Source organism: Mesorhizobium sp. WSM2561 (genome assembly GCF_000513915.1).
GTDB lineage: Bacteria > Pseudomonadota > Alphaproteobacteria > Rhizobiales > Rhizobiaceae > Mesorhizobium > Mesorhizobium muleiense.
This window is the reverse complement of the sequence record NZ_AZUX01000002.1, coordinates 286,112-305,977: the sequence shown is the minus strand read 5'-3', so window position 1 is coordinate 305,977 and position 19,866 is coordinate 286,112. Positions and strand designations below refer to the sequence as shown.

Annotated in this window: 19 protein-coding genes and 1 other RNA gene; 4 read left to right on the top strand and 16 right to left on the bottom strand. The window is 63.7% G+C overall.

Going from position 1 to position 19,866, the window contains the following annotated elements; genetic code table 11:
- Position 1: 1 nt before the first annotated feature.
- The 3 genes from bfr to M727_RS0104545 form a co-directional block, all read right to left on the bottom strand.
- On the bottom strand, positions 2-487 hold the full coding sequence (gene bfr, locus M727_RS0104555; protein ID WP_023802097.1) for a bacterioferritin: 486 nt from the start codon (positions 485-487) through the stop codon (positions 2-4).
- Positions 453-764 (bottom strand): (2Fe-2S)-binding protein, encoded by a 312-nt coding sequence (locus M727_RS0104550; RefSeq protein ID WP_023802096.1) that lies wholly within the window; start codon positions 762-764, stop codon positions 453-455. Before M727_RS0104550 ends, bfr begins: the two co-directional genes overlap by 35 nt.
- Before the next feature lie 128 nt (positions 765-892).
- A complete protein-coding gene (locus M727_RS0104545; RefSeq protein ID WP_198032595.1) occupies positions 893-2,185 on the bottom strand; it encodes an imelysin family protein in 1,293 nt (430 codons plus the stop codon).
- A gap of 471 nt (positions 2,186-2,656) precedes the next feature.
- Between M727_RS0104545 and M727_RS0104540 the strand changes: the two genes are divergently transcribed.
- A complete protein-coding gene (locus M727_RS0104540) occupies positions 2,657-3,910 on the top strand; it encodes an FAD-dependent oxidoreductase (RefSeq protein WP_027151673.1) in 1,254 nt (417 codons plus the stop codon).
- A 203-nt stretch (positions 3,911-4,113) separates the two neighbouring features.
- On the opposite strand, the gene M727_RS0104535 is transcribed toward M727_RS0104540, so the two are convergent.
- The 12 genes from M727_RS0104535 to ffs form a co-directional block, all read right to left on the bottom strand.
- On the bottom strand, positions 4,114-5,391 hold the full coding sequence (locus M727_RS0104535) for a 4-aminobutyrate--2-oxoglutarate transaminase (protein ID WP_027151672.1): 1,278 nt from the start codon (positions 5,389-5,391) through the stop codon (positions 4,114-4,116).
- A 300-nt stretch (positions 5,392-5,691) separates the two neighbouring features.
- Entirely contained in the window at positions 5,692-6,441 is a 750-nt protein-coding gene (locus M727_RS0104530; RefSeq protein WP_027151671.1) for an ABC transporter ATP-binding protein, read from the bottom strand.
- Positions 6,438-7,271 (bottom strand): ABC transporter ATP-binding protein, encoded by an 834-nt coding sequence (locus M727_RS0104525; RefSeq protein ID WP_027151670.1) that lies wholly within the window; start codon positions 7,269-7,271, stop codon positions 6,438-6,440. The genes M727_RS0104530 and M727_RS0104525 overlap by 4 nt, the downstream gene beginning before the upstream one ends.
- Complete coding sequence (nikC, locus tag M727_RS0104520) at positions 7,268-8,188, bottom strand: nickel transporter permease (RefSeq protein ID WP_027151669.1); 921 nt, start codon at positions 8,186-8,188, stop codon at positions 7,268-7,270. The genes M727_RS0104525 and nikC overlap by 4 nt, the downstream gene beginning before the upstream one ends.
- Positions 8,185-9,252 (bottom strand): ABC transporter permease, encoded by a 1,068-nt coding sequence (locus tag M727_RS0104515; RefSeq protein ID WP_023802089.1) that lies wholly within the window; start codon positions 9,250-9,252, stop codon positions 8,185-8,187. Before M727_RS0104515 ends, nikC begins: the two co-directional genes overlap by 4 nt.
- A gap of 18 nt (positions 9,253-9,270) precedes the next feature.
- Entirely contained in the window at positions 9,271-10,914 is a 1,644-nt protein-coding gene (locus tag M727_RS0104510; protein ID WP_036261427.1) for an ABC transporter substrate-binding protein, read from the bottom strand.
- 320 nt (positions 10,915-11,234) lie between these two features.
- The gene (locus M727_RS0104505; RefSeq protein ID WP_027151667.1) at positions 11,235-12,506 is read right to left on the bottom strand and encodes a lytic murein transglycosylase; all 1,272 of its coding nucleotides are present in this window, start codon (positions 12,504-12,506) and stop codon (positions 11,235-11,237) included.
- Between the two features lie 162 nt (positions 12,507-12,668).
- Positions 12,669-13,274 carry a recombination mediator RecR gene (recR, locus tag M727_RS0104500; protein ID WP_023802085.1) on the bottom strand — a complete coding sequence of 202 codons (606 nt, stop codon included), beginning with the start codon at positions 13,272-13,274 and terminating at the stop codon, positions 12,669-12,671.
- 276 nt (positions 13,275-13,550) lie between these two features.
- Positions 13,551-14,441 carry a cell wall hydrolase gene (locus tag M727_RS0104495; protein ID WP_027151666.1) on the bottom strand — a complete coding sequence of 297 codons (891 nt, stop codon included), beginning with the start codon at positions 14,439-14,441 and terminating at the stop codon, positions 13,551-13,553.
- 266 nt (positions 14,442-14,707) lie between these two features.
- Positions 14,708-15,031, bottom strand: coding sequence for a YbaB/EbfC family nucleoid-associated protein (locus M727_RS0104490; protein WP_027151665.1), 324 nt, complete (start codon positions 15,029-15,031; stop codon positions 14,708-14,710).
- A 69-nt stretch (positions 15,032-15,100) separates the two neighbouring features.
- The gene (locus M727_RS0104485; protein ID WP_027151664.1) at positions 15,101-16,942 is read right to left on the bottom strand and encodes a DNA polymerase III subunit gamma/tau; all 1,842 of its coding nucleotides are present in this window, start codon (positions 16,940-16,942) and stop codon (positions 15,101-15,103) included.
- Between the two features lie 105 nt (positions 16,943-17,047).
- Positions 17,048-17,144, bottom strand: an RNA gene (gene ffs, locus M727_RS39670) — signal recognition particle sRNA small type.
- Positions 17,145-17,504: 360 nt separating this feature from the next.
- Between ffs and M727_RS0104480 the strand changes: the two genes are divergently transcribed.
- The 3 genes from M727_RS0104480 to M727_RS0104470 are packed head-to-tail and all read left to right on the top strand — an operon-like array spanning position 17,505 to position 19,215.
- The gene (locus M727_RS0104480; protein ID WP_027151663.1) at positions 17,505-17,924 is read left to right on the top strand and encodes an HIT family protein; all 420 of its coding nucleotides are present in this window, start codon (positions 17,505-17,507) and stop codon (positions 17,922-17,924) included.
- Between the two features lie 36 nt (positions 17,925-17,960).
- On the top strand, positions 17,961-18,902 hold the full coding sequence (gene nudC, locus M727_RS0104475) for an NAD(+) diphosphatase (RefSeq protein WP_027151662.1): 942 nt from the start codon (positions 17,961-17,963) through the stop codon (positions 18,900-18,902).
- 19 nt (positions 18,903-18,921) lie between these two features.
- Positions 18,922-19,215 (top strand): Dabb family protein, encoded by a 294-nt coding sequence (locus M727_RS0104470; protein WP_027151661.1) that lies wholly within the window; start codon positions 18,922-18,924, stop codon positions 19,213-19,215.
- Here the strand turns inward: M727_RS0104470 and M727_RS0104465 are convergent.
- Positions 19,212-19,862, bottom strand: a complete 651-nt coding sequence (locus M727_RS0104465) for a glutathione S-transferase family protein (RefSeq protein ID WP_027151660.1) — start codon at positions 19,860-19,862, stop codon at positions 19,212-19,214. The two genes, M727_RS0104470 and M727_RS0104465, sit on opposite strands and share 4 nt — an antisense overlap.
- Positions 19,863-19,866 lie beyond the last annotated feature (4 nt).

Here is a 19,866-nt window from a genome sequence, read left to right as displayed (position 1 = left end):
CCTAATCCGCCTCGTCGGCCGATGCGGCGTTGAGCTGGCCGTATTTTTCCTCGCCGATCGAGGCGAGCAGGTCGAGTTGCGTCTCGAGGAAGTCGATGTGACCTTCCTCGTCGGACAACAAATCCTCGAACAGCTTCATCGTCACATAGTCACCTGCTTCGTCACAAATCTCGCGCGACCGTTTGTAGGCAGTGCGCGCGTCATATTCGCCGGCAAGATCCGATTCGAGCACTTCCTTGACATTCTGTCCGATGCGCAGCGGCGCTACCGACTGCAGGTTCGGATGGCCTTCAAGGAAGATGATACGGGCCACGAGCCGGTCGGCATGGTGCATCTCCTCGATCGATTCCGCGCGTTCCTTCTTTGCCAGCTTGGCGTATCCCCAGTCCTCTAGCAGGCGGAAATGCACCCAGTACTGATTGACTGCTCCAAGTTCCAGAAACAGAGCTTCGTTAAGCCGCTCTATGATCTGTTGTTCGCCTTTCATGGGTTCTGCTCCCGTATTGGACGCGCAGGCCTCTGACGCGATCCAGGTGTGAAACGACATCCACGCCGCTCGCCTCCGAGCGGGCGTGGTAATTTTCGGTTACCCGAATGATCGTTTCGACCACATTTGGGAAGCAGCCGCAACAGCGACCACGCTTCTGCATGGCATGATAGATCTTCGCCGGCACGATGAGCTGCCAGGGATCCTGATCCAGCAGCCCGACGATCGTCTGCTCAATCTCCTTCTCGGTGATGATGTTGCAATGGCAGATCAGCATTATTTGCTCTGTGTGGCTGACGACGCGTGCTCGGCGCCATGTGGCTTTATTTTCTTAAGTGGAGCCTGATGCCGAAGACCGATTTCCACTTTTCGCGACGTCGACTTTCGGTTCGTGCTCCGGAGGCCTTACTGAAACACCTTGTCCGGCGCATCGAGGCTGTCAGAGCCCTCGAAGGCGATGGCATTGAGTTTCAGGGTGCCGACGGCGCGTTCGATCGACTTGGTCTGGTCGACCAGCGCGTCGATCGCCGCCTGCACGGTGGCGTTGCCTTGCGTATTGCCTTCGCCGATCTGCTGGTCATAGGCCTCGCCGCCAAGCGCCCGCGCCTTGATCGCTTCCATCTTGGCGACGGTGCCATCCAGCTTGTCCGACAGTTCCTTGTCGACCGCCGGATCGGCCTCCTTGACCATGTCGGATACCGACGGTCCTTCGACGACGGTGCCGTCGAGGCGGGTGTAGCTGCCCTTATAGGCGGCGCGAATGCCGACGGCATCGTAGAGATGGGAATCATAGGTGTTGTCGGAGAAGCAGTCATGCTCCTCTTCCGGGTCGTGCAGCAGCAGGCCGAGCTTCATGCGCTCGCCGGCGAGTTCGCCATAGGACAGCGAGCCCATGCCGGTGAGGATGGTCGAAATGCCGGCTTTCGGCTCGCCATCGGCAAGGTTCTTGCGGGCGGCGCCGCCTTCCTTCCAGTCGTTGACCATGTCCTGCAGATCGGAAACCAGAAGCTCGCTCGCCGACTTCAGATACTGCGCGCGACGATCGCAATTGCCGCCGGTGCAGTTGGCGAGGTCGTAGTCGGTATAGGGCCGTTCGCCGGCGCCCGGGCCGGTGCCGTGCAGATCCTGACCCCACAGCAGGAATTCGATGGCGTGATAACCGGTCGCCACATTGGCCTCGATGCCGCCGGCCTCCTGCAGCGTGCCGGAGAGGAGCTCGGGAGTAAGGTTGGTGGCGTCGATCTTCTTGCCGTCGATCTGGATCGACTTGTTGGCGATCACATTGGCGGTGTACAGCGCATTCGCGTCCGACTCGGTGCCGTAATTCCCGGCGACATAGTCGATCAGGCCTTCGTCCAGCGGCCAGGCGTTCACCTTGCCTTCCCAGTCGTCGACGATGGCGTTGCCGAAGCGATAGACTTCGGTCTGCTGATAGGGAACGCGCGACGCCTTCCAGGCCTCGCGGGCGGCCGTCAGCGTTTCCACCGAAGGCTTGGCGAGCAGCGCGTCGACGGCCTTGCCGAGCGCCTGCGCCCTGGTCAGCGAATCCTCATATTTGGCGAGCGCAATATCGGAATAGGTCTTGATGACCGCCTTGGCATCGGTTTCCGCCTTGGCCGGCAGCACGAATATCGCCGCCGTCAAGGCCACCGTGGCGCCGATCGCTGCAAGCCTGTTGCCATATCGCGCCGTGATCATCGCTCTCATGATTGTCATCTCCCTAGGGAATTCAGTGAAAATGCCGGCGCCAAAGGCGCGTCGGCAGGCAATCGGCGCCAAGGCAGGTCCATGCCATTGAGCGAGATACAGGCCGCGGCATAGCGCGGTTTGCGGAAGAAAGACATCGAAATGCCTCCAATCGAAAGGGTTCAAGGCCCAGACATCAAAGGGATGCGCTTGACGCGCACGCTTCCATAAAGCGATGAAGGTGCCGGAAGTCAACCAATTTCAGAGGGAAAAGCCAATTGAAACAACAGTTTAGAATTATTCTAAACTGCAAATATCAACTTTAGCCGTACTTGCCGCGCCGCCGTCGAACGAACGATTGACAGACCGCCATTCCGGGTGCGACCCGCAAGGGTGGTCTTGCGGCGGCGTCAGACAATCGCCACTTGGCGAGACGTCCTAGACTTGGATAACGCCTAGGAGAGATAAGGAATTGGGGCTGCGATGAAAAACGGTGTGGTCATTGTCGGTGCGGGTCATGCGGGCGTGCAAGCGGCCGCCAGCCTGCGCGAGGACGGCTACGACGAACCCGTGATCCTCATCAGTGACGAGGACGAACTGCCCTACCACAAGCCGCCGCTGTCGAAGACCTTCATTAAGGATCAGGAGGCCAAACCGCAGCCGCTGCGCGGCGAGGCTTTTTATACCGGCAGCGCGATCGACTACCGGCCGGGCGTCCGCATCGATCGCATCGATGCCGGCGGCCGCAGGCTGGAGCTATCGGATGGCGGCACACTGCCGTTCGACCGGCTGATCCTGGCGACCGGTTCGCGGCCGCGCATGCTGTCGCTGCCGGGTTCGGATTTTTCGGGCGTGGTGTCGCTGCGCTCGCTCGCCGACGCGCGCCTGATCCGCGAATTGAGCGCGCAGAGCGAGGATGTCGTAATCCTCGGCGGCGGCTTCATCGGGCTGGAGATCGCCGCGACGCTCACAGCGGCCGGCCGCAAGGTCACCGTGGTCGAGGCGGTCGACCGGCTGCTCGGCCGGGCGGTGGCGCCGATCATCGCGCGCCACGTGCGGCAGCGGCTGGAAGCGACCGGCGTGCGCATTCTCACCGGCACCACGATTGCGCGGCTCGAAGGCGAGAACGGCCATGTCTCGGCGGCAATCACCGCATCCGGCGAGCGGATGCCGGCGCAGATGGTCATCACCGGCATCGGCGTCGTGCCGAATGTCGAACTGGCGCAAACCGCCGGCATCACTATCGCCAACGGCATCCGCGTCGACCAGCAGATGCGCACGTCGGCGCCCGAAATCCTCGCCATCGGCGACGCCGCCGCCTACCGGCACTGGCTCACCGGCGGCGATGTGCGGCTGGAATCGGTGCAGAATGCCACCGACCAGGCGCGTCTTGCAGCACGCACCGTTGTCGGTCATGCGGACGCCTTTGCGGCGGTGCCGTGGTTCTGGTCCGATATCGGTGACATCAAGCTGCAGATGGTCGGCCTGATTTCGGGCGGCGACAGCCATGTCGTGCTGGGCGACGTCAACGAGAACCGGTTCTCCATCTACCACTATGCTGAGAATCGTCTGCTCGGCATCGAATCGGTCAACCGGCCTGGCGACCACATGCTTGGCCGCAAGATGCTCGGCGCCGGCTTTTCGCCGACGCCGCAGACGGTTGCGACAGGACCGGACGGGCTGAAGGCGGCGCTCGCCGCCTTCCAGCAGGTAGAGCCCGTCCGCGCCGCTGAATAAGGACTTGTTGATATTCAGGTGATGCCGGTCTCGGCGCGGTCTTGCCTTCTCCCCTTGTTGTGGGAGAAGGTGGCCGCGGAGCGGCCGGATGAGGGGTGTTCCAGCTTGGCACCGACAGCACTCCGTCCAACACCCCTCAACCGTCTCGGCGCTCCGCGCCGATCCACCTTCTCCCACAAGGGGAGAAGGGAAGAAGAATCCGCTCAGGCGGCGCGGACCTCGCGGATCGAGCTTTCCAGGATGTCGAGTGCTTCGTTCATGACGCCGTCCTGGATGGTGATCGGCGCGAGGAAGCGGATGACGTTGCCGTAGACGCCGCAGGTGAGCAGGATCAGGCCCTTGTCGAGCGCCTTCAGCCGGACCGCATTGGCGATCTCGGCCGACGGCAGGCCCTTCTTCACATCGTTGAACTCGACAGCGTTCATGAAGCCCGGGCCTCTGATATCGACGATCTCCGGCGTGTCGTCGCGGATCGATTGCAGCCGCTGCTTCAGCCGGTTGCCTAGCGTGTTGGCGCGGTCGCACAGCTTTTCCTCTTCGATCACGTCGAGCACGGCGTGCGCCGCGGCAACGCCGATCGGGCTGCCGCCATAGGTGCCGCCGAGCCCGCCGGGGTTGGGCGCATCCATGATCTCGGCGCGGCCGGTGACCGCCGACAGCGGAAAGCCGCCGGCAAGGCTCTTGGCCATGGTGGTGATGTCGGGCGCCACTTCGTGATGATCCATGGCGAACATCTTTCCGGTGCGGGCAAAACCGGTCTGCACCTCGTCGGCGATCAACAGCATGCCGTGCTGGTCGCAGATCTTGCGCAGCGCGGTCATGAAGTCGCGCGGCGCCTCGTAAAATCCGCCCTCGCCCTGCACCGGTTCGACGATGATGGCGGCGACGCGGGCGGGATCGACATCGGCCTTGAACAGCCGGTCGAGCGCGGCCAGCGAATCGGCGACCGTGATCCCGTGCAGCGCCACCGGGAACGGCGCGTGGAAGACATCGGCCGGCATGGCGCCGAATCCGACCTTGTAGGGCACAACCTTGCCGGTCAGCGCCATGCCCATGAAGGTGCGGCCATGGAAGCCGCCGGCAAAGGCAATGACCGCTGGACGGCCGGTGGCGTTGCGGGCGATCTTGATGGCGTTCTCCACCGCTTCGGCACCGGTGGTGACGAAAATCGTCTTCTTGTCGAATTTGCCCGGCAGCATGCCGTTCAGCCGTTCGGCCAGCCTGACATAGCTCTCATAGGGCACCACCTGGTGGCAGGTGTGGGTGAAGCGGTCGAGCTGCGCCTTGACCGCCTCGATCACCTTGGGATGGCGGTGGCCGGTGTTGACGACGGCGATGCCGGACGAGAAATCGATGTAGCGGCGGCCTTCGACATCCCAGATTTCCGAGTTCTCGGCGCGGTCGGCATAAATCTGCGTGGTCATGCCGACGCCGCGCGAGATCGACTGGTTCTTGCGTTCGGAGATGGTTGAGTTCTTCATGATGTTCCCGTTTGGTATATGCTAAGACCTGTTCTGACCTTATTTCACGTTTTCCTCAAGTTGGCAGCGCCGCCAGGCGATTGGGCCTGCCGCTAAGGTCGCATTCCTTCGCGCCCCCCTCTGGCCTGCCGGCGATCTCCCCCACAAGGGGGAGATCGGCAGCTTCGTCGACGGCGCTCCTTCTGCAGCGTTCGCGATTGGCGAAATCAGTGGTGGCGGCCAATCTCCCCACCCGTGGGGGAGATGGCCGGCAGGCCAGAGGGGGGCGCGAAGGAACGCGACGCGGACAGCTGATTTGACTCACGCAGTCCGCACAAACCCCTCGCTCGCCCTGAGCAAATTGCGCGTATAATCCTTACTGACGCGGCGCTCGACGAGGTCGCCCGCGGTGAGATGCTCGACCGCCTCGCCGTTCTGCATCACCATCAGCCGCTCGCACATATGGGTGATGATGGCGAGGTCGTGGCTGACCATCAGGAAGGTCAGCTTGCGCCGTCGCCGGATGTCTTCCAACAGGTTGAGCACCTCCGCCTGCACGGAAGCGTCGAGCGCCGAGGTCGGCTCGTCGAGCAGCAGGATCGCCGGTTCGAGGATCAGCGCCCGCGCAATCGCCACCCGCTGGCGCTGGCCACCCGACAATTGATGCGAATAGCGGAAGCGGAAGCCGGTGCCGAGCCCGACCTCGTCGAGCGCCCGCTGGATGCGTTTCTCGCCATCGGCAAAGCCGTGGATGGCGAGCGGCTCCTGCAGCAGGCGGTCGACGGTCTGGCGCGGATGCAGCGAGCCGTAGGGGTCCTGGAAGACCATCTGCACCTCGCGATAGAAGGCCTTGTCGCGGTGCTTGCCGAGTTTTTTCCCGTTGACGGTGATGCTGCCCGAAGCGGCCGGGGCGAGGCCGGCAATCGCGCGCAACAGCGTCGATTTGCCGGAGCCGGATTCGCCGACCAGGCCGAAGGATTCGCCGGATTGCACTTCGAGGCTGACACCCTTCAGCGCGCGAAAGCGGTCGAAGACCACCTCCAGCCTGTCGACAGAAAGTGCTGCCGTCATGCCGCCCACTCCGGCTTGCGGTCGAGCACCGGCAGCGGGTGACGGTCGGCGCCGATCTTGGGCATGCAGTTGAGCAGGCCGCGCGTGTAGGGATGCTGGGCGCGGCCGAGCTCCGACGCCTTGAGCTGCTCGACCACCTTGCCGGCATACATGACGATCACCCGGTCGCAGAAGGACGAGACCAGCCGCAGATCGTGCGAGATGAAGATCAGCCCCATGCCGCGCTCGCTGACCAGCCTGTCGAGGATGCCGAGCACGTCGAGCTGAACGGTGACGTCGAGCGCCGAGGTCGGCTCGTCGGCGATCATCATCTCCGGCCCGGCAATCAGCATCATGGCGATCATGGCGCGCTGGCCCATGCCGCCCGACACCTCGTGCGGATGCAAGTCGAAGACACGGGCGGGGTCGCGGATCTGCACCGCCTCCAGCATGGCGAGCGTCCGGTCGCGGGCTTCGGCCTTGCCGACCTTCTCATGCGTGCGCAGCGTCTCGACGATCTGGCGGCCGATGCTCATCACCGGGTCGAGCGAGTATTTTGGGTCCTGCAGGATCATGGCGATGCGCTTGCCGCGCAGCGCCCGGCGGTCGCGGGGCGAGGCCGCGAGCAGGTCGATGCCGTCGAAGGCGAGCTTGCTGGCCGTGACCTCGGCCTGGGGCGGGGTCAGGCCCATGATGGCGCGGCCGGTCTGCGACTTGCCGGAACCGCTCTCGCCGACGATGCCGAGCCGTTCGCGGCCGAGCGAGAAGGAGACGCCGCGCACCGCCTCGATGCGGCCGGTGCGCGTCGGGAAGGTGACGCGCAGATCGTCGACCTCGAGAAGCGTGCTCATTGGTCACCACTGCGCGGGTCAAGCGCGTCGCGCAGGCCGTCGCCGAGCAGGTTGAAGCCGAGGCTGACGATGAGGATGGCAAAGCCCGGTGCACCGGCCACCCACCATTGGTCGAGCACGAAGCGGCGGCCCGACGCGATCATCGCGCCCCATTCCGGCAGCGGCGGTTGCGCGCCGAGGCCGAGGAAGCCGAGACCGGCGGCGGTCAGGATGATGCCGGCCATGTCGAGCGTCACCCTGACGATCAGCGAGGAGATGCAGAGCGGCATGATGTGGCGCAGCACGATGCGGAACGGCGAGGCGCCCATCAATTGCACCGCCTTGATGTAATCCGAATTGCGCACGGTGAGCGTTTCGGCACGCGCAATACGGGCGTAGGGCGGCCATGAGGTGACGGCGATGGCGAGCACCGCATTCTCGATGCCGGGGCCGAGTGCGGCGACGAAGGCCAGCGCCAGGATCAGCTTCGGAAAGGCGAGAAAGATGTCGGTGATACGCATCAGGATCGCATCGATCCAGCCGCCGGCATAACCGGCGACGGTGCCGACCAGCAGGCCGATAGGAGCGGCGATGACTGCGACGAGAATGACGACGTAAAGCGTCCATCGCGAGCCGAAGATGACGCGCGAAAGGATGTCGCGGCCGAGGTCGTCGGTGCCGAACCAGTGCTCGGCACTTGGCGCCAGCAGCCGCGAGCCCTTGAGGTCGCCGAATGTCGGCGAATAGGGTGCCAGCACATCGGCAAAGGCGGCGACTACCAGCAAAGCGATGATGATGAGCAGACCGAGAAACGCCAGCCGGTTGGCGGAAAAGCGCCGCCACGCGACATAGGCACGGCCGAGCCTGGCCTGCATGCGCGACGCCGGCCGCTCGCTGAGCAGCCAGTCGCGACGGCTCTGGATCGCTTCAGCGCTCATCGTACCTTGGTCCTTGGATCGAGCACCCGATAAAGCAGGTCGGACAGCAGATTGATGCCGATGAACACCGAGCCGATGATGATGGTGCCGCCGAGCACGGCGTTCATGTCGGCGTTCTGCAGGGAATTGGTGATGTAGAGGCCGATGCCCGGCCATGAGAACACAGTCTCGGTGAGCACCGAGCCTTCGAGCAGACCGGCATAGGAGAGCGCGATCACGGTGACCATCGGCACGGCGGCGTTGCGCAGCGCGTGGCCCCAGATGATGCGTGTTTCCGACAGCCCCTTGGCGCGCGCCGCGACGATATATTCCTGGGCAAGCTCGTTCAGCATGAACGATCGCGTCATCCGGCTGATATAGGCGAGCGAGAAATAGCCAAGCAGCGAGGCCGGCAGGATGATGTGGCGGAAGGCATCGCGAAACACATCCCACTGCCGCTGCCACAGCGCATCCAGGAGATAAAAGCCGGTGATCGGGGTGAAGGTGTATTCGTAGACGATATCGAGGCGGCCGGGAAAAGCCACCCATTGCAGCCTGGCGTAGAACAGCACGAGCGCCAGCAGTCCCAGCCAGAAGATCGGCACGGAGTAGCCGACCAGGCCGATGATCCGGACGATCTGGTCGATGATGCTGCCGCGCCGGACCGCGGCCAGCACGCCGAGCGGCACGCCAAGCAAAGCACCGATCAGCGTTCCCAGCGTCGCCAGCTCGATCGTCGCCGGAAAGGCGCGGCGAATGTCGGTCATCACCGGATTGGTGGTAAGCACCGAGGTGCCGAAATTGCCGTTCAGTGCATTCTTCACATAGATGTAGAACTGCTCGATCAGCGGCAGGTCGAGACCCATCTCGCGGCGGGTGCGCTCGACGACATTGGCCGGCGCCCGGTCGCCGAGCACCGCCAGCACCGGATCGATCGGGATCACCCGGCCGATGAAGAAGGTCACCGCGAGAAGACCGAGATAGGTGGTTATCGCGATGACCAGGAAACGGGCGATCGACGAGGCGACAGCGACGGCGCGGGCGCTGCCGCGCCCTGCCGTCGCTTCGCTTTCAACAGTACTCATGCGGCGCGTCCGCCGGCGTCACTCCTTGGAGATCTGGCCGACGAAATTGGTGTCGAAGCTTGGGCCGAGTGCAAAACCCTTGAGGTTCTTGCGCAGGCCGGCCACTTCCAGCTGCTGGTGAACGATGATGAAAGGACTGGTTTCGAGAATCTTCCTCTGCAGATCCTGGTACATTGCGGCGCGCTTGGTCGGATCCTTCTCGAGCAGGGCCGCTTCAGTCTGCTTGTTCAAGTCCGGAATATCCCAGGCGTTGCGCCAGGCCAAGGTCTTGGTCTTGCCTTCATCCGAATTGTCGGGGTTGCTGGCGAAGGTCTGGGCGTTGGAGTTCGGATCGAAATAATCCTGGCCCCACTGGCCGATATAGATATCGTGATTGCGGGCGCGGTATTTGGTCAGCGTCTGCTTGCCGTCGCCGGGAATAATCTCCAGCTTGACGCCGGCCTGGCCGAGCGTCTGCTGGAATGATTCCGCCATGCCGGTCACCGGCTGGGTGTTGCGTACGTCCATGGTGACGCTGAAGCCGTCGGCTAAGCCGGCCTTGGCGAGCAGTTCCTTGGCCTTGGCGAGGTCGAATTTGAACGGATTTTCGTCCAGCTCGCCAAGCACGCCTTTTGGCAGGAAGGTCTGGTGGATCTCGCCGATGCCCTTGAGGATGGTCGAGCTCAAGGCATCATAGTCGACCAGATATTTGAAGGCCTGACGAACCTCCGGCTTGGCGAGGTTCGGGTTCTTCTGATTGAGGCTGATGTAGAAGACCGTGCCCTTCGGCGCGCTGGTGGTGGTGAGATCGGCGTTCTTGCCGATTGCGTCGAGGTCGTTCGGCTCAAGATTGCGGGCAACGTCGATGTCGCCGGCCTCCAGCGCCAGGCGCTGGCCCGAGCTTTCCTTCATGTTGCGATAGATGACGCGGGCGAGCTTGGCCTTTTCGCCGTGGTAATTGTCGTTGCGCTCCATGACGACGACCTCGTTGGCCCGCCATTCGCGCAGCTTGAAGGCGCCGGAGCCGGCATAGCCGGTCTTCAGCCAGGCGTTGCCGAAGTCGTTGTCGTATTTGTAGTCGTCGCTGGGCGTCACCGCGGCGGCATGCTCCTTGACCAGCTTGCTGTCGACAACCGAGGCGACGGTCGCCGACAGGCAGTTCAGGACGAAGCTCGGCGCATAGGCCTTGTCGATGGTGAACTGGAACGTCGTGTCATCGATGGCCTTGGCTTTCTCGATGACGTTGTCGCCATTGATGCCGAACTGGCCGATGATGAAGGCCGGGCTCTTGTCGAGCTTGATGGCGCGCTCGAACGAGTAGGCGACATCAGCCGCGGTGATCGGATTGCCCGAGGCGAATTTCAAGCCGGGCTTGAGCTTGAACGTATAGGTCAGGCCGTCGTCGGAGACAGTCCAGCTTTCGGCGAGATCGCCCTTGACCTTGGAGGTGTCGCTCAAGTCGAGGCGGACAAGAAGATCGTACGTGTTGCCGGTGACCTCGGCGGTCGACAGCTCGAACGCCTCGCCCGGATCCATGGAGATGATGTCGTCGATGGCGAAACCCTCGACCAGCGTGTCGGCCGGCGTGACAGCAAGGGCAGGCGCACCGGCCAGAAGCAGTGCGGACATGGCTGCGCCGGCGAGCAGGACGCGGGAGCGTAGAGCAAACTTTTCCATCATCATTTTTAACTGTTCCCTGTTTTTGTTGACCTGAGTTCCCGCTCAGGGTTTTGGCATTCACTTGACACATCGGCCCGAAAATCGGAATCGATTTTCGGCAAGCACGATGTGTAGTTCAAAGTCTTAGAGCGTCCTTTGCGCGTCCAACGGACGCGCGGCGCTCTAATCGAACGGTGACCCTGAACCGGTCGTCCTGGTGATTTCTATCCAGTTCCGCCTCACCATATCCGGCGGTTTCAGGCGCGGCAACGAGCATTTGCAAAGCTGTTTGTTGGACCAGGATCAGCCAGCCGCCGCCGCCGGAAGCGACACCCGCAGTCGCGCTATTTCAACGCTGTGACCAGGTCGGCGTCGGGAAAACAGGTGGCGGCGCGACCGTTCCTGGCCTGCCATTTGCCGATCGACCGGCGCGTCTTGAAACCGGGCAGGCCGTCGGCGCTGCCGACGTCGTAGCCCTCGGCCTCCAGCGCCCGCTGCAAGGTGGCGATGTCGGACCTGTGGAGCCCGCCGACCGCACCCCAGCGCCCAGAAAAATTGCTGTCGCCATTGGCGATGCGGTCAGCACCGTGGCCGATGAACAGGGCGTAGAGATCGCTGGTGTTGTATTGCTTCAGGACGTAGAAATTGGGCGTGACGATGAAGGCCGGACCGCTGCGCCCGGCCGGCATCAGAAGAAAGCCTTCGGCCTTCAATTCGCGCGCCGGAAACGGTCTTGCCGCGACGCGCTTAATGCCCAGGTCAGCCCATTCGGAAATCCTCTTGCCCTGGTCCGGACCTTCGAGCGAGCAGGAGACCGCTTCCGGCACCGTCACCTCAAAACCCCAGCCGCGGCCCTTCACCCAGCCATAATGGACGAGATAATTGGCGATCGAGGCCAGCGTGTCCGGCACCGAGCTCCAAATGTCGACCCGACCGTCGCCATCGAAGTCGACGGCATGTCTGAGGAACGAACTCGGCATGAACTGCGGCTGGCCGAGTGCGCCGGCCCAGGACGATTTCATCGCGCCGACCGGGGCCAGCCCGCGCTCGACGATCTCGAGCGCCGCCATGAGCTCGGTGCGGAAAAACTTCTTCCTGGTCGCCATGAACGCCTTGGTGCCCAGCACTTCGAAAGCGTCGTAGGGCATCTTCGCCGCGCCAAAGCCGCTCTCGCGACCCCAGATCGCCAGCAGCACCTCGCCCGGCACGCCGTAGCGCTTCTCGATCGCGGCGACGGTCCTGGCATTGGCCGCCTTGCGCGTGCGGCCACCAGCGGTCACGGCGCGAACCGTCTTTTCGGCGAAATAGGCGCCGGGCGAACCGAATTCCGCCTGATGCTGCTTTTGCGGCGTCGTCGCCTTTTTGCCCGGCATCACCAGGTCTGGCAGTTTGAGGTTCGGCTTGATGCCATCGAAGGCGGCGTCGAAGGTTTTTCTCGAGATGCCGTTGGCGTTGGCCTCGGGCCAGAGGTCGTTGCCGAGCCAGGCACGGAACTGGGTGTCGAGTTTTGTGGCGGAGGCGGGGGTGGCGAGGAGGAGGGCAACAAGGGCTGCAAGAAAAATCGCCAGTCCGCAAAGTCGACGTTCTGTCGCGCCCCCCTCTGTCCTGCCGGACATCTCCCCCACTTGGGGGGAGATCGGCAGCTTCCACGACGGCGCTTCTCCAGCGCTGGAGGTTGGCGAAAGCCGGCGTAACGGCCGATCTCCCCCCTTGTGGGGGAGATGTCCGGCAGGACAGAGGGGGGCGCGACAGAACGCAATCATCTCAATAGGCCCCCCTCAAAACGCCGTCCGCGAGCGCAGCGCGGCGGCCAGCGTGCCTTCGTCGAGATAGTCGAGTTCGCCGCCGACCGGGACGCCATGCGCCAGCCGCGTCACCTTGATATCGAAGCCGGACAATTGATCGGTGAGATAATGCGCGGTGGTCTGGCCCTCGACGGTGGCGTTGACGGCAAGGATCACCTCCTTGACCTCGCCGCCGGCGACGCGGTCGACCAGCGAGCGGATGTTGAGCTGCTCGGGGCCGATGCCGTCGAGCGGCGAGAGCGAGCCGCCGAGCACATGATAGCGGACATTCATGGCGGCGGCCCGCTCCAGCGCCCACAGGTCGGCCACGTCCTCGACGACGATAAGCGTGCCGGCGTCGCGGCGCGGATCGGTGCAGATCATGCAGGGGTCGGACGTATCGACATTGCCGCAGGTTGAGCAGATGCGCACCTTGTCGACCGCCTCGCTCATGGCGGCGGCGAGCGGCGACAGCAACTGCTCCTTCTTCTTGATGAGGTGAAGCGCTGCCCGCCTGGCCGAACGGGGCCCAAGCCCCGGCACCTTGGCCAGGAGTTGGATCAGGCGTTCGATCTCGGGACCGGCGATTCGCTTCGACATCGCATCGGTTTAGGATTTTTCAGCGGGTTTTGGAACACCGCAGCGGCGCGGCTGTTGCGAACAATCGCTGAGGTTTGCGCTGCCCCTCATTGCCCTGCCGGGCATTTCTCCCCGTATAGTGACGGGGAGAAAGACGCCTTCGCAAAAGATTTCGCCAACCTGAAGCGTCGCAGGAAGGGTGCCAGGGTTGCGGCCAGCCCCTTCTCCCCGTCCCTATTCGGGGAGAAGATGCCGGCAGGCAGATGAGGGGCGGCGCCGACGTCGACTATCGATAGCTCAGTAGGCTTCCAGCGGCCTGCCCTGGCCGGCGATCATCGCACCGATGGCATCGGTGTTCTCGGGTGTCGATTCAAACGACATCGTCGGCTCGGCCGGCGCCGCCGAAAATGACGTAGCTGGTTGCGCACCGGCGGTGCCGCCGAAACGGGCGGCGTCCGGCTCCTGCATCGCCACAAAGGTCACCTTCTCCGGCGTTGCCTTCCCTGGAACAGCCTTTGCCGGTTGCGATGCGACTGCCGTCACATAGGTTGCCTTGGTGGCGAATCCTGCCTTGGCGGCCGGCGCCGCAGAGGCCATGAGCTTCACCGGTGCGGCGCGCGACCGCCGCGGCGTCGCCTGCGCCACCGCGACGGTTGGCTCGTCCGGCAACGGTTTCCAGTTGCGGCCGCGCTTTTCGTAGAAGGCGTTGCCGCCGGCGACCATGGTGTAGTGCATGTTCTTGTAGGGGAAACGCAGGCCGGCGGTGTGAAAGAACATCGAGTTCTTCAGCTTGGCCTTGCGCTCGCCCCTGAGCACCGCCTCGGCGGCTTCCTCGACATCGGGCATCGCCTTCGAATTCATCGGCCGTGTCATCACGCCCGGCGCGAACTGGCCGCGTTCGCCGACCACCTGGCAGATGGTGTTGCCGTGCTTGCCGGAGCGCAGCCGGTTCATCACCACCGTGCCGACGGCAATCATGCCGTCACGGCTCGACCGGTTGGATTCGAAGAACATCGCGCGCTGGAGGCACTCCTTGTCCTTCGCTGTGTGATTGTAGGGCCGGGATCTGACGGTATCGGTCAGGCTGGCCACGGACAGGCCGTGCGTGGTCTGACTGCAGGCGGCCAAAAACAGCGGAGAGGTGATGACGCCGAGCAGCAACGGCGTCTTCCATCGGGTCACGATCAAAGATATCCCCTCATTCTGTCGCCAGCCCGCCCCTGGTTGCGGCAAGAATGAGACACTTTCGGGCAAAAAGATGGCTAAAGCGTTATTAAGTGAGCGGAGTTGCCTAATGGACACAGATGGCCGGCAGGTGGGCGTTGATCGCCGCGCTCCTCGGCTACTGCAACGGCATGACCTTCGAGCGGCGCAGCCTTCGCAGAGCGTCGCAACCTTCGCAGAGTGGGCTTGCCGGGCCAAGCCATGGGCTCGCTTGACCGACGTACAGCCTCTTAGAACGGCAGCTTCATTCCCGGCGGTATCGGCAGCCCGGCGGTCAATGCCTGGGTCTTTTCCTGCATCGTCTGCTCGACCTTGGCCCTGGCGTCATTGTGGGCGGCGAGGAGCAGATCCTCCAGAATCTCGACCTCGTCCTCCTTGAACAGCGACGGGTCGATCTTCAGCGCCTTCATCTCGAATTTTCCGGTCAGCGTGACGCTGACCAGGCCGCCGCCGGCCTGTCCGGTGGCTTCCAAGGTGGCGATCTCGTCCTGCATGGCCTGGAACTTGGCCTGCATTTCTTTCGCCTTGCCCATCAGGCCGAGAAGGTCTTTCATCGCGTTGTCCTCTACGATTGATCTGTTTCTAGTTTAAGCATGATCTTCTCCGAATTTTCGGGATCATGCTCAGGTTTCGTCTTCGTCGGTGGCCGGCTCGATCGGAACCTCGGCCTCCACCGCATCGGCTTCCGGTGCGTCGGGAATGCGCACGTCGATGATCCTGGAGCCGGGAAAACGCGCCAGGATGGCGGCGACGGTCGGGTCGCTCTTGGCATCGAGGAGTGCGTTTTCGCGCTTGGTCGATTCCATCTCGGCCAGCGTCTGGCCGCCCTCTTCCTTTGACAGCGACACCAGCCAGCTGCGTCCGGTCCAGGCGCGCAATTTGGCGGTCAGATCGTTGAGCAGCATCTTCGGCGCGTCATCGGTCAGGCTGACGTCGATGCGGCCCGGCTCGATGCGCACCAGGCGCACGCAGCGCTTGACCAGCACCTTGAAGGCGATGTCGCGCTGGGCGTCGGCAAGGGCGACGATGTCGGCCAGCGATTTCACTGGCACCGGCGGCGCATCGGCGACCGGCTCCGGCGCCGGAACGAAAGGCGCAGGCATCGGCTCGGGTTCGACCAGCCGCATCGTCTGGGCGCCGCCATTGGCCGCCGGCATCCGCGCCTGCGCCACGCCGACGCCGCCATTACCGGGATTTGCTGGGCCGGGATTTGCCGGGCCGGGATTTGCGGCAGCAGAGGTTGCGGGTGCACCATTCGAGCGTGGCGCGCCATTCGGCACCGACGCTGCGCCCTCCAGCGATTTCAGCGCCTCGTCCAGTGTCGGCAAGTCGGCGGCATGCGCCAGCCGGATCAGCACCATTTCGGCGGCGCTGACCGGCCGGTTGGAGGACTGCACCTCGGGAATGCCTTTCAACAGCATCTGCCAGGTCCGCGACAGCACCCTGACCGACAGCGCCTTGGCGAAATCGGCGCCGCGCCGGCGCTCGTCGTCCGACAGCGAGGCGTCATCGAGGGCTGTCGGCACGAAGCGCAGCCGGGTGACGAGATGGTTGAACTCGGCCAGGTCGGTCAGCACAGCGGCCGGATCGGCGCCGGTGTCGTACTGGTTGCGGAATTCGGCCAGTGCGGCCGCCACATCGCCCTTCATCACAAGTTCGAACAGGTCGACGATGCGGGCGCGGTCGGCCAGCCCGAGCATGGCGCGCACCGCTTCGGCGCTGACCGCGCCGCTGCCATGGGCGATTGCCTGGTCGAGAATGGACAGCGAATCGCGCGCCGAGCCCTCGGCCGCGCGGGCGATCATCGCCAGCGCGTCGTCATCGACCGCGATGCCTTCTTTTCCGGCGATCGAGGAGAGGTGCGCGACCAACGTGCCGGCATCGATACGCCTGAGATCGAAGCGCTGGCAGCGCGACAGAACGGTGATCGGAACTTTTCTGATTTCGGTGGTGGCGAAGATGAATTTGACGTGCGGCGGCGGCTCTTCCAGCGTCTTCAGCAGGCCGTTGAAGGCCTGCGTCGAGAGCATGTGCACTTCGTCGATGATGTAGACCTTGTAGCGCGCCGACACCGGCGCATAACGCACGCGCTCGATGATGTCCCTGATGTCGTCGATGCCGGTGTGCGAGGCGGCGTCCATCTCGATGACGTCGACATGGCGGCCTTCCATGATCGCCTGGCAATGCTCGCCCGGCACGGCAAGATCGACCGAAGGCTGGTCGACGGTCGATGTTTTGTAGTTCAGGGCCCGCGCGAGTATGCGCGCCGTCGTCGTCTTGCCGACACCGCGCACGCCGGTCAGCATCCAGGCCTGGGCGATGCGGCCGGTGGCGAAGGCGTTGGTGAGGGTGCGGACCATCGGCTCCTGGCCGATCAGTTCGGAGAAATTGGCAGGACGGTATTTACGCGCCAGAACGCGGTAGGCAGCGGCCTTTTCCGTTCCCGAATTTCCGGCTTCGCTCATTCGCCCGTAAAGCTCCAAGGGCCGCGCCTGCAGGCGGCCGATTCCTGCGCATAGTTTCGCCCGCAGGGCTTGGCGCCGTCAATGTCGCGGGAGAAAGGCGAAGAGGTGGGAGGCTGGAACAATGACCCGTTCCGGGCTCGTTAGGGCTGCTTCCTTCCGGACCTGACCCGGTTGGCGAGTGGACCGTCCACCACCAACCTCCCGGCTCCCATATCGGCAATCCGGCGATGAAATGCAAGGGCGCAGTGACGGGCGGCGAAACCAGAAAATAAAAAACCGCCTCGGAGGCGGATCGCTGGCGCGATTAAGCACCATGTTGAAACTACAGGCATAGCGGCCGGCACAAAGCAAGAACAGATGAGCGAAAGACATGGCCGGACCAGAGGGGGCGAGATGGTGACTTCATTCCAGCCCAGGTCTTGACAGGCCATACCCCGAGTTCTTCGCCGGACCATCATCGCCATGATAGGCCTTGATTCGCTTGCCGCCCTCTTGCGGGCTAACGGCAGCCGCTCTAGCGTCCATGGAGTAAAAAAATACTACAAAAGTGAAGGAAACGCCGATGTCGCCGGGCCTCGAGGCCGGATTCACGCTGGATGCTCGTCTGGAGGCCGACAGCGAGCAGTTGATGTGGCTCGGCCTGTGCGAGTTGCGGGTGATGAATGACCGTCGCTGGCCGTGGCTGCTCCTGGTGCCGCAGCGGCCGGGCGCGGAGGAAATCCATGATTTGACGCCGCTCGACCAGGCGATGCTGACGTTCGAGACCAACATGGTGGCGCAGGCGCTGAAAAGCGTGACCGGCTGCACCAAGATCAACAGCGGCGCACTTGGCAACATCGTGCGGCAGTTGCATGTCCATGTCGTCGCGCGCTCGGAAGGCGATCCCGGCTGGCCCGGCCCGGTGTGGGGGCACGGTATGCGCGAGCCCTACGAGCGCTCGGACCTGCGCCGGTTTGCGCAGAAGATAAAGGCGGCGCTATAAGCCTGTCCCGTGTCCATCCTGAACCTTGAGTCTCCGATGAGCTTCCGCCTGTTTGACGCGCCCTTGCGCGAGCCGAGCCAGTTCGTCGGCTTCGCCGGCAATAGGATCGACCGGCAATCGGAAAACCGCGCCGACGATTCCGTCGAAAAGGCGCTCGCCGATCCTTCAGCCAGGCTTTTGCTGATGCACGGCGGGCGGCTCTACCTGAAGCTCGTTGGTGGCGGCTTCGACCCCTGGTTCGGCGCCGAGGAAAGCCGGCCGCTCCGGGCGTCGCTCGACCATGGCGTCCTGCTCGGTTTTTCCGACAGCGGCCCGGTGCTCGCCGTGCCGGCCGGGCTCGATCCCGAACAACTGCCGGAGACGATCAAGGCCATCGACTATCGCTCGGTCTATATGCAGGGGCTGATCGACGAGGCGGCGGCCGGCGCAATGGCGCAAGGAGCAGCGCTGCTCGCCTGGCATGCCAGCCACCGCTTCTGCAGCAAATGCGGCGCTGAAGCCGCGATGCGGGCCGGCGGCTACAAGCGGCTTTGCCCGGCCTGCGCCACCGAGCATTTTCCGCGAACCGACCCGGTGGCGATCATGCTGACGGCGACGCGTGAAAAATGCCTGCTCGGCCGCGGCCGGCATTTCGCGGCCGGCATGTATTCGGCGCTTGCCGGCTTCATCGAACCCGGCGAGACGATCGAGGCGGCGGTGCGCCGCGAAACGCTGGAGGAAGCCGGCATCAGGCTTGGCCGCGTCGTCTATCACGCCAGCCAGCCCTGGCCGTTTCCCTATTCGCTGATGATCGGCTGCTTCGGCGAGCCGCTCAACGACGACATCCAGGCCGACCTCAACGAGTTGGAAGACTGCCGCTGGTTCTTTCGCGACGAGGTGCTGTCGATGCTGGCCCGCGAGCATCCGGGCAGCCTGGTCACGCCGCCGAAGGGGGCGATCGCGTATAACCTCATCCGCGCCTGGGCCGACAGCGCATAGCCTTGCAGGGGAAGCAAAAATGATCCGTCATACAGTGGTGTTCAGGCTGAAGCACAAGGAGAGCTCGGCCGAGGAGGCAAAATTTCTGGCAGACGCCCAAATACTGGCGGCGATACCGGGCGTCGAGAAATTCGAGCAGTTGCGGCAGGTCAGCCCGAAGAACGATTATCGTTTCGGCTTCTCGATGGAGTTCGCCGACCAGGCTGCCTATTCCGGCTACAACGACCATCCCGACCACGTCGCCTTCGTCCGCGACCGCTGGATCCCGGAGGTCGCGGCGTTTTTGGAGATCGACTACGCGCCGCTGAGCTAAATTGGTGACTTGCCTGTGAAAACCGCCAGTTGAGCGGCGAAAGCACGTTTGTAGGCGGGCCGGGCTTCGCCACGGGCGACATAGGCGGAGAGGTTCGGATATTCGTCCAGCATACCGGACCCGCTCAACCTTAGCAGCACGTGCACCATCATCAGATCTCCGGCGCTGAACGCACCATCGAGCCAGTCGGCATCGCCAAGGCGACCGGAAAGCTCGCCCAGCCGGTCACGGATGCGATCCTCGACCATAGGCAGGCGCTGTTCGTGCCAGGTCTCGTCGCGCTCCAGGAGCACGGCGGTTTGGCGTTCAAGGATCGGCGGCTCCACGGTGTTGAGCGCGGCAAACATCCATGAGATTGCGCGCGCCCTGGCATTCGCCTCGTCTGGCAGCAGGCTAGCATGGCGCTCGGCGATATGGAACACGATCGCCCCCGACTCGAACAGCGCGAGATCGCCTTCTTCATAGGTCGGAATCTGCCCGAAAGGATGAAGCGCGAGATGCGCGGGTTCCTTCATCGCTTTGAACGAAACAAGACGAACCTGGTAAGGCAGGCCGACTTCTTCAAGCGCCCAGCGAACACGCATGTCGCGCGCCAGTCCCCTGCCGCGATCGGGCGACTGTTCAAAGGCGGTGATGGTGGGGCTCATTGGC

Coding starts and splice junctions, on each gene's coding strand:
- bfr (WP_023802097.1), bottom strand. CDS start 487: ATGAAAGGCGAACAACAGATCATAGAGCGGCTTAACGAAGCTCTGTTT.
- M727_RS0104550 (WP_023802096.1), bottom strand. CDS start 764: ATGCTGATCTGCCATTGCAACATCATCACCGAGAAGGAGATTGAGCAG.
- M727_RS0104545 (WP_198032595.1), bottom strand. CDS start 2,185: ATGATCACGGCGCGATATGGCAACAGGCTTGCAGCGATCGGCGCCACG.
- M727_RS0104540 (WP_027151673.1), top strand. CDS start 2,657: ATGAAAAACGGTGTGGTCATTGTCGGTGCGGGTCATGCGGGCGTGCAA.
- M727_RS0104535 (WP_027151672.1), bottom strand. CDS start 5,391: ATGAAGAACTCAACCATCTCCGAACGCAAGAACCAGTCGATCTCGCGC.
- M727_RS0104530 (WP_027151671.1), bottom strand. CDS start 6,441: ATGACGGCAGCACTTTCTGTCGACAGGCTGGAGGTGGTCTTCGACCGC.
- M727_RS0104525 (WP_027151670.1), bottom strand. CDS start 7,271: ATGAGCACGCTTCTCGAGGTCGACGATCTGCGCGTCACCTTCCCGACG.
- nikC (WP_027151669.1), bottom strand. CDS start 8,188: ATGAGCGCTGAAGCGATCCAGAGCCGTCGCGACTGGCTGCTCAGCGAG.
- M727_RS0104515 (WP_023802089.1), bottom strand. CDS start 9,252: ATGAGTACTGTTGAAAGCGAAGCGACGGCAGGGCGCGGCAGCGCCCGC.
- M727_RS0104510 (WP_036261427.1), bottom strand. CDS start 10,914: ATGATGATGGAAAAGTTTGCTCTACGCTCCCGCGTCCTGCTCGCCGGC.
- M727_RS0104505 (WP_027151667.1), bottom strand. CDS start 12,506: ATGTCCGGCAGGACAGAGGGGGGCGCGACAGAACGTCGACTTTGCGGA.
- recR (WP_023802085.1), bottom strand. CDS start 13,274: ATGTCGAAGCGAATCGCCGGTCCCGAGATCGAACGCCTGATCCAACTC.
- M727_RS0104490 (WP_027151665.1), bottom strand. CDS start 15,031: ATGAAAGACCTTCTCGGCCTGATGGGCAAGGCGAAAGAAATGCAGGCC.
- M727_RS0104485 (WP_027151664.1), bottom strand. CDS start 16,942: ATGAGCGAAGCCGGAAATTCGGGAACGGAAAAGGCCGCTGCCTACCGC.
- M727_RS0104480 (WP_027151663.1), top strand. CDS start 17,505: ATGTCGCCGGGCCTCGAGGCCGGATTCACGCTGGATGCTCGTCTGGAG.
- nudC (WP_027151662.1), top strand. CDS start 17,961: ATGAGCTTCCGCCTGTTTGACGCGCCCTTGCGCGAGCCGAGCCAGTTC.
- M727_RS0104470 (WP_027151661.1), top strand. CDS start 18,922: ATGATCCGTCATACAGTGGTGTTCAGGCTGAAGCACAAGGAGAGCTCG.
- M727_RS0104465 (WP_027151660.1), bottom strand. CDS start 19,862: ATGAGCCCCACCATCACCGCCTTTGAACAGTCGCCCGATCGCGGCAGG.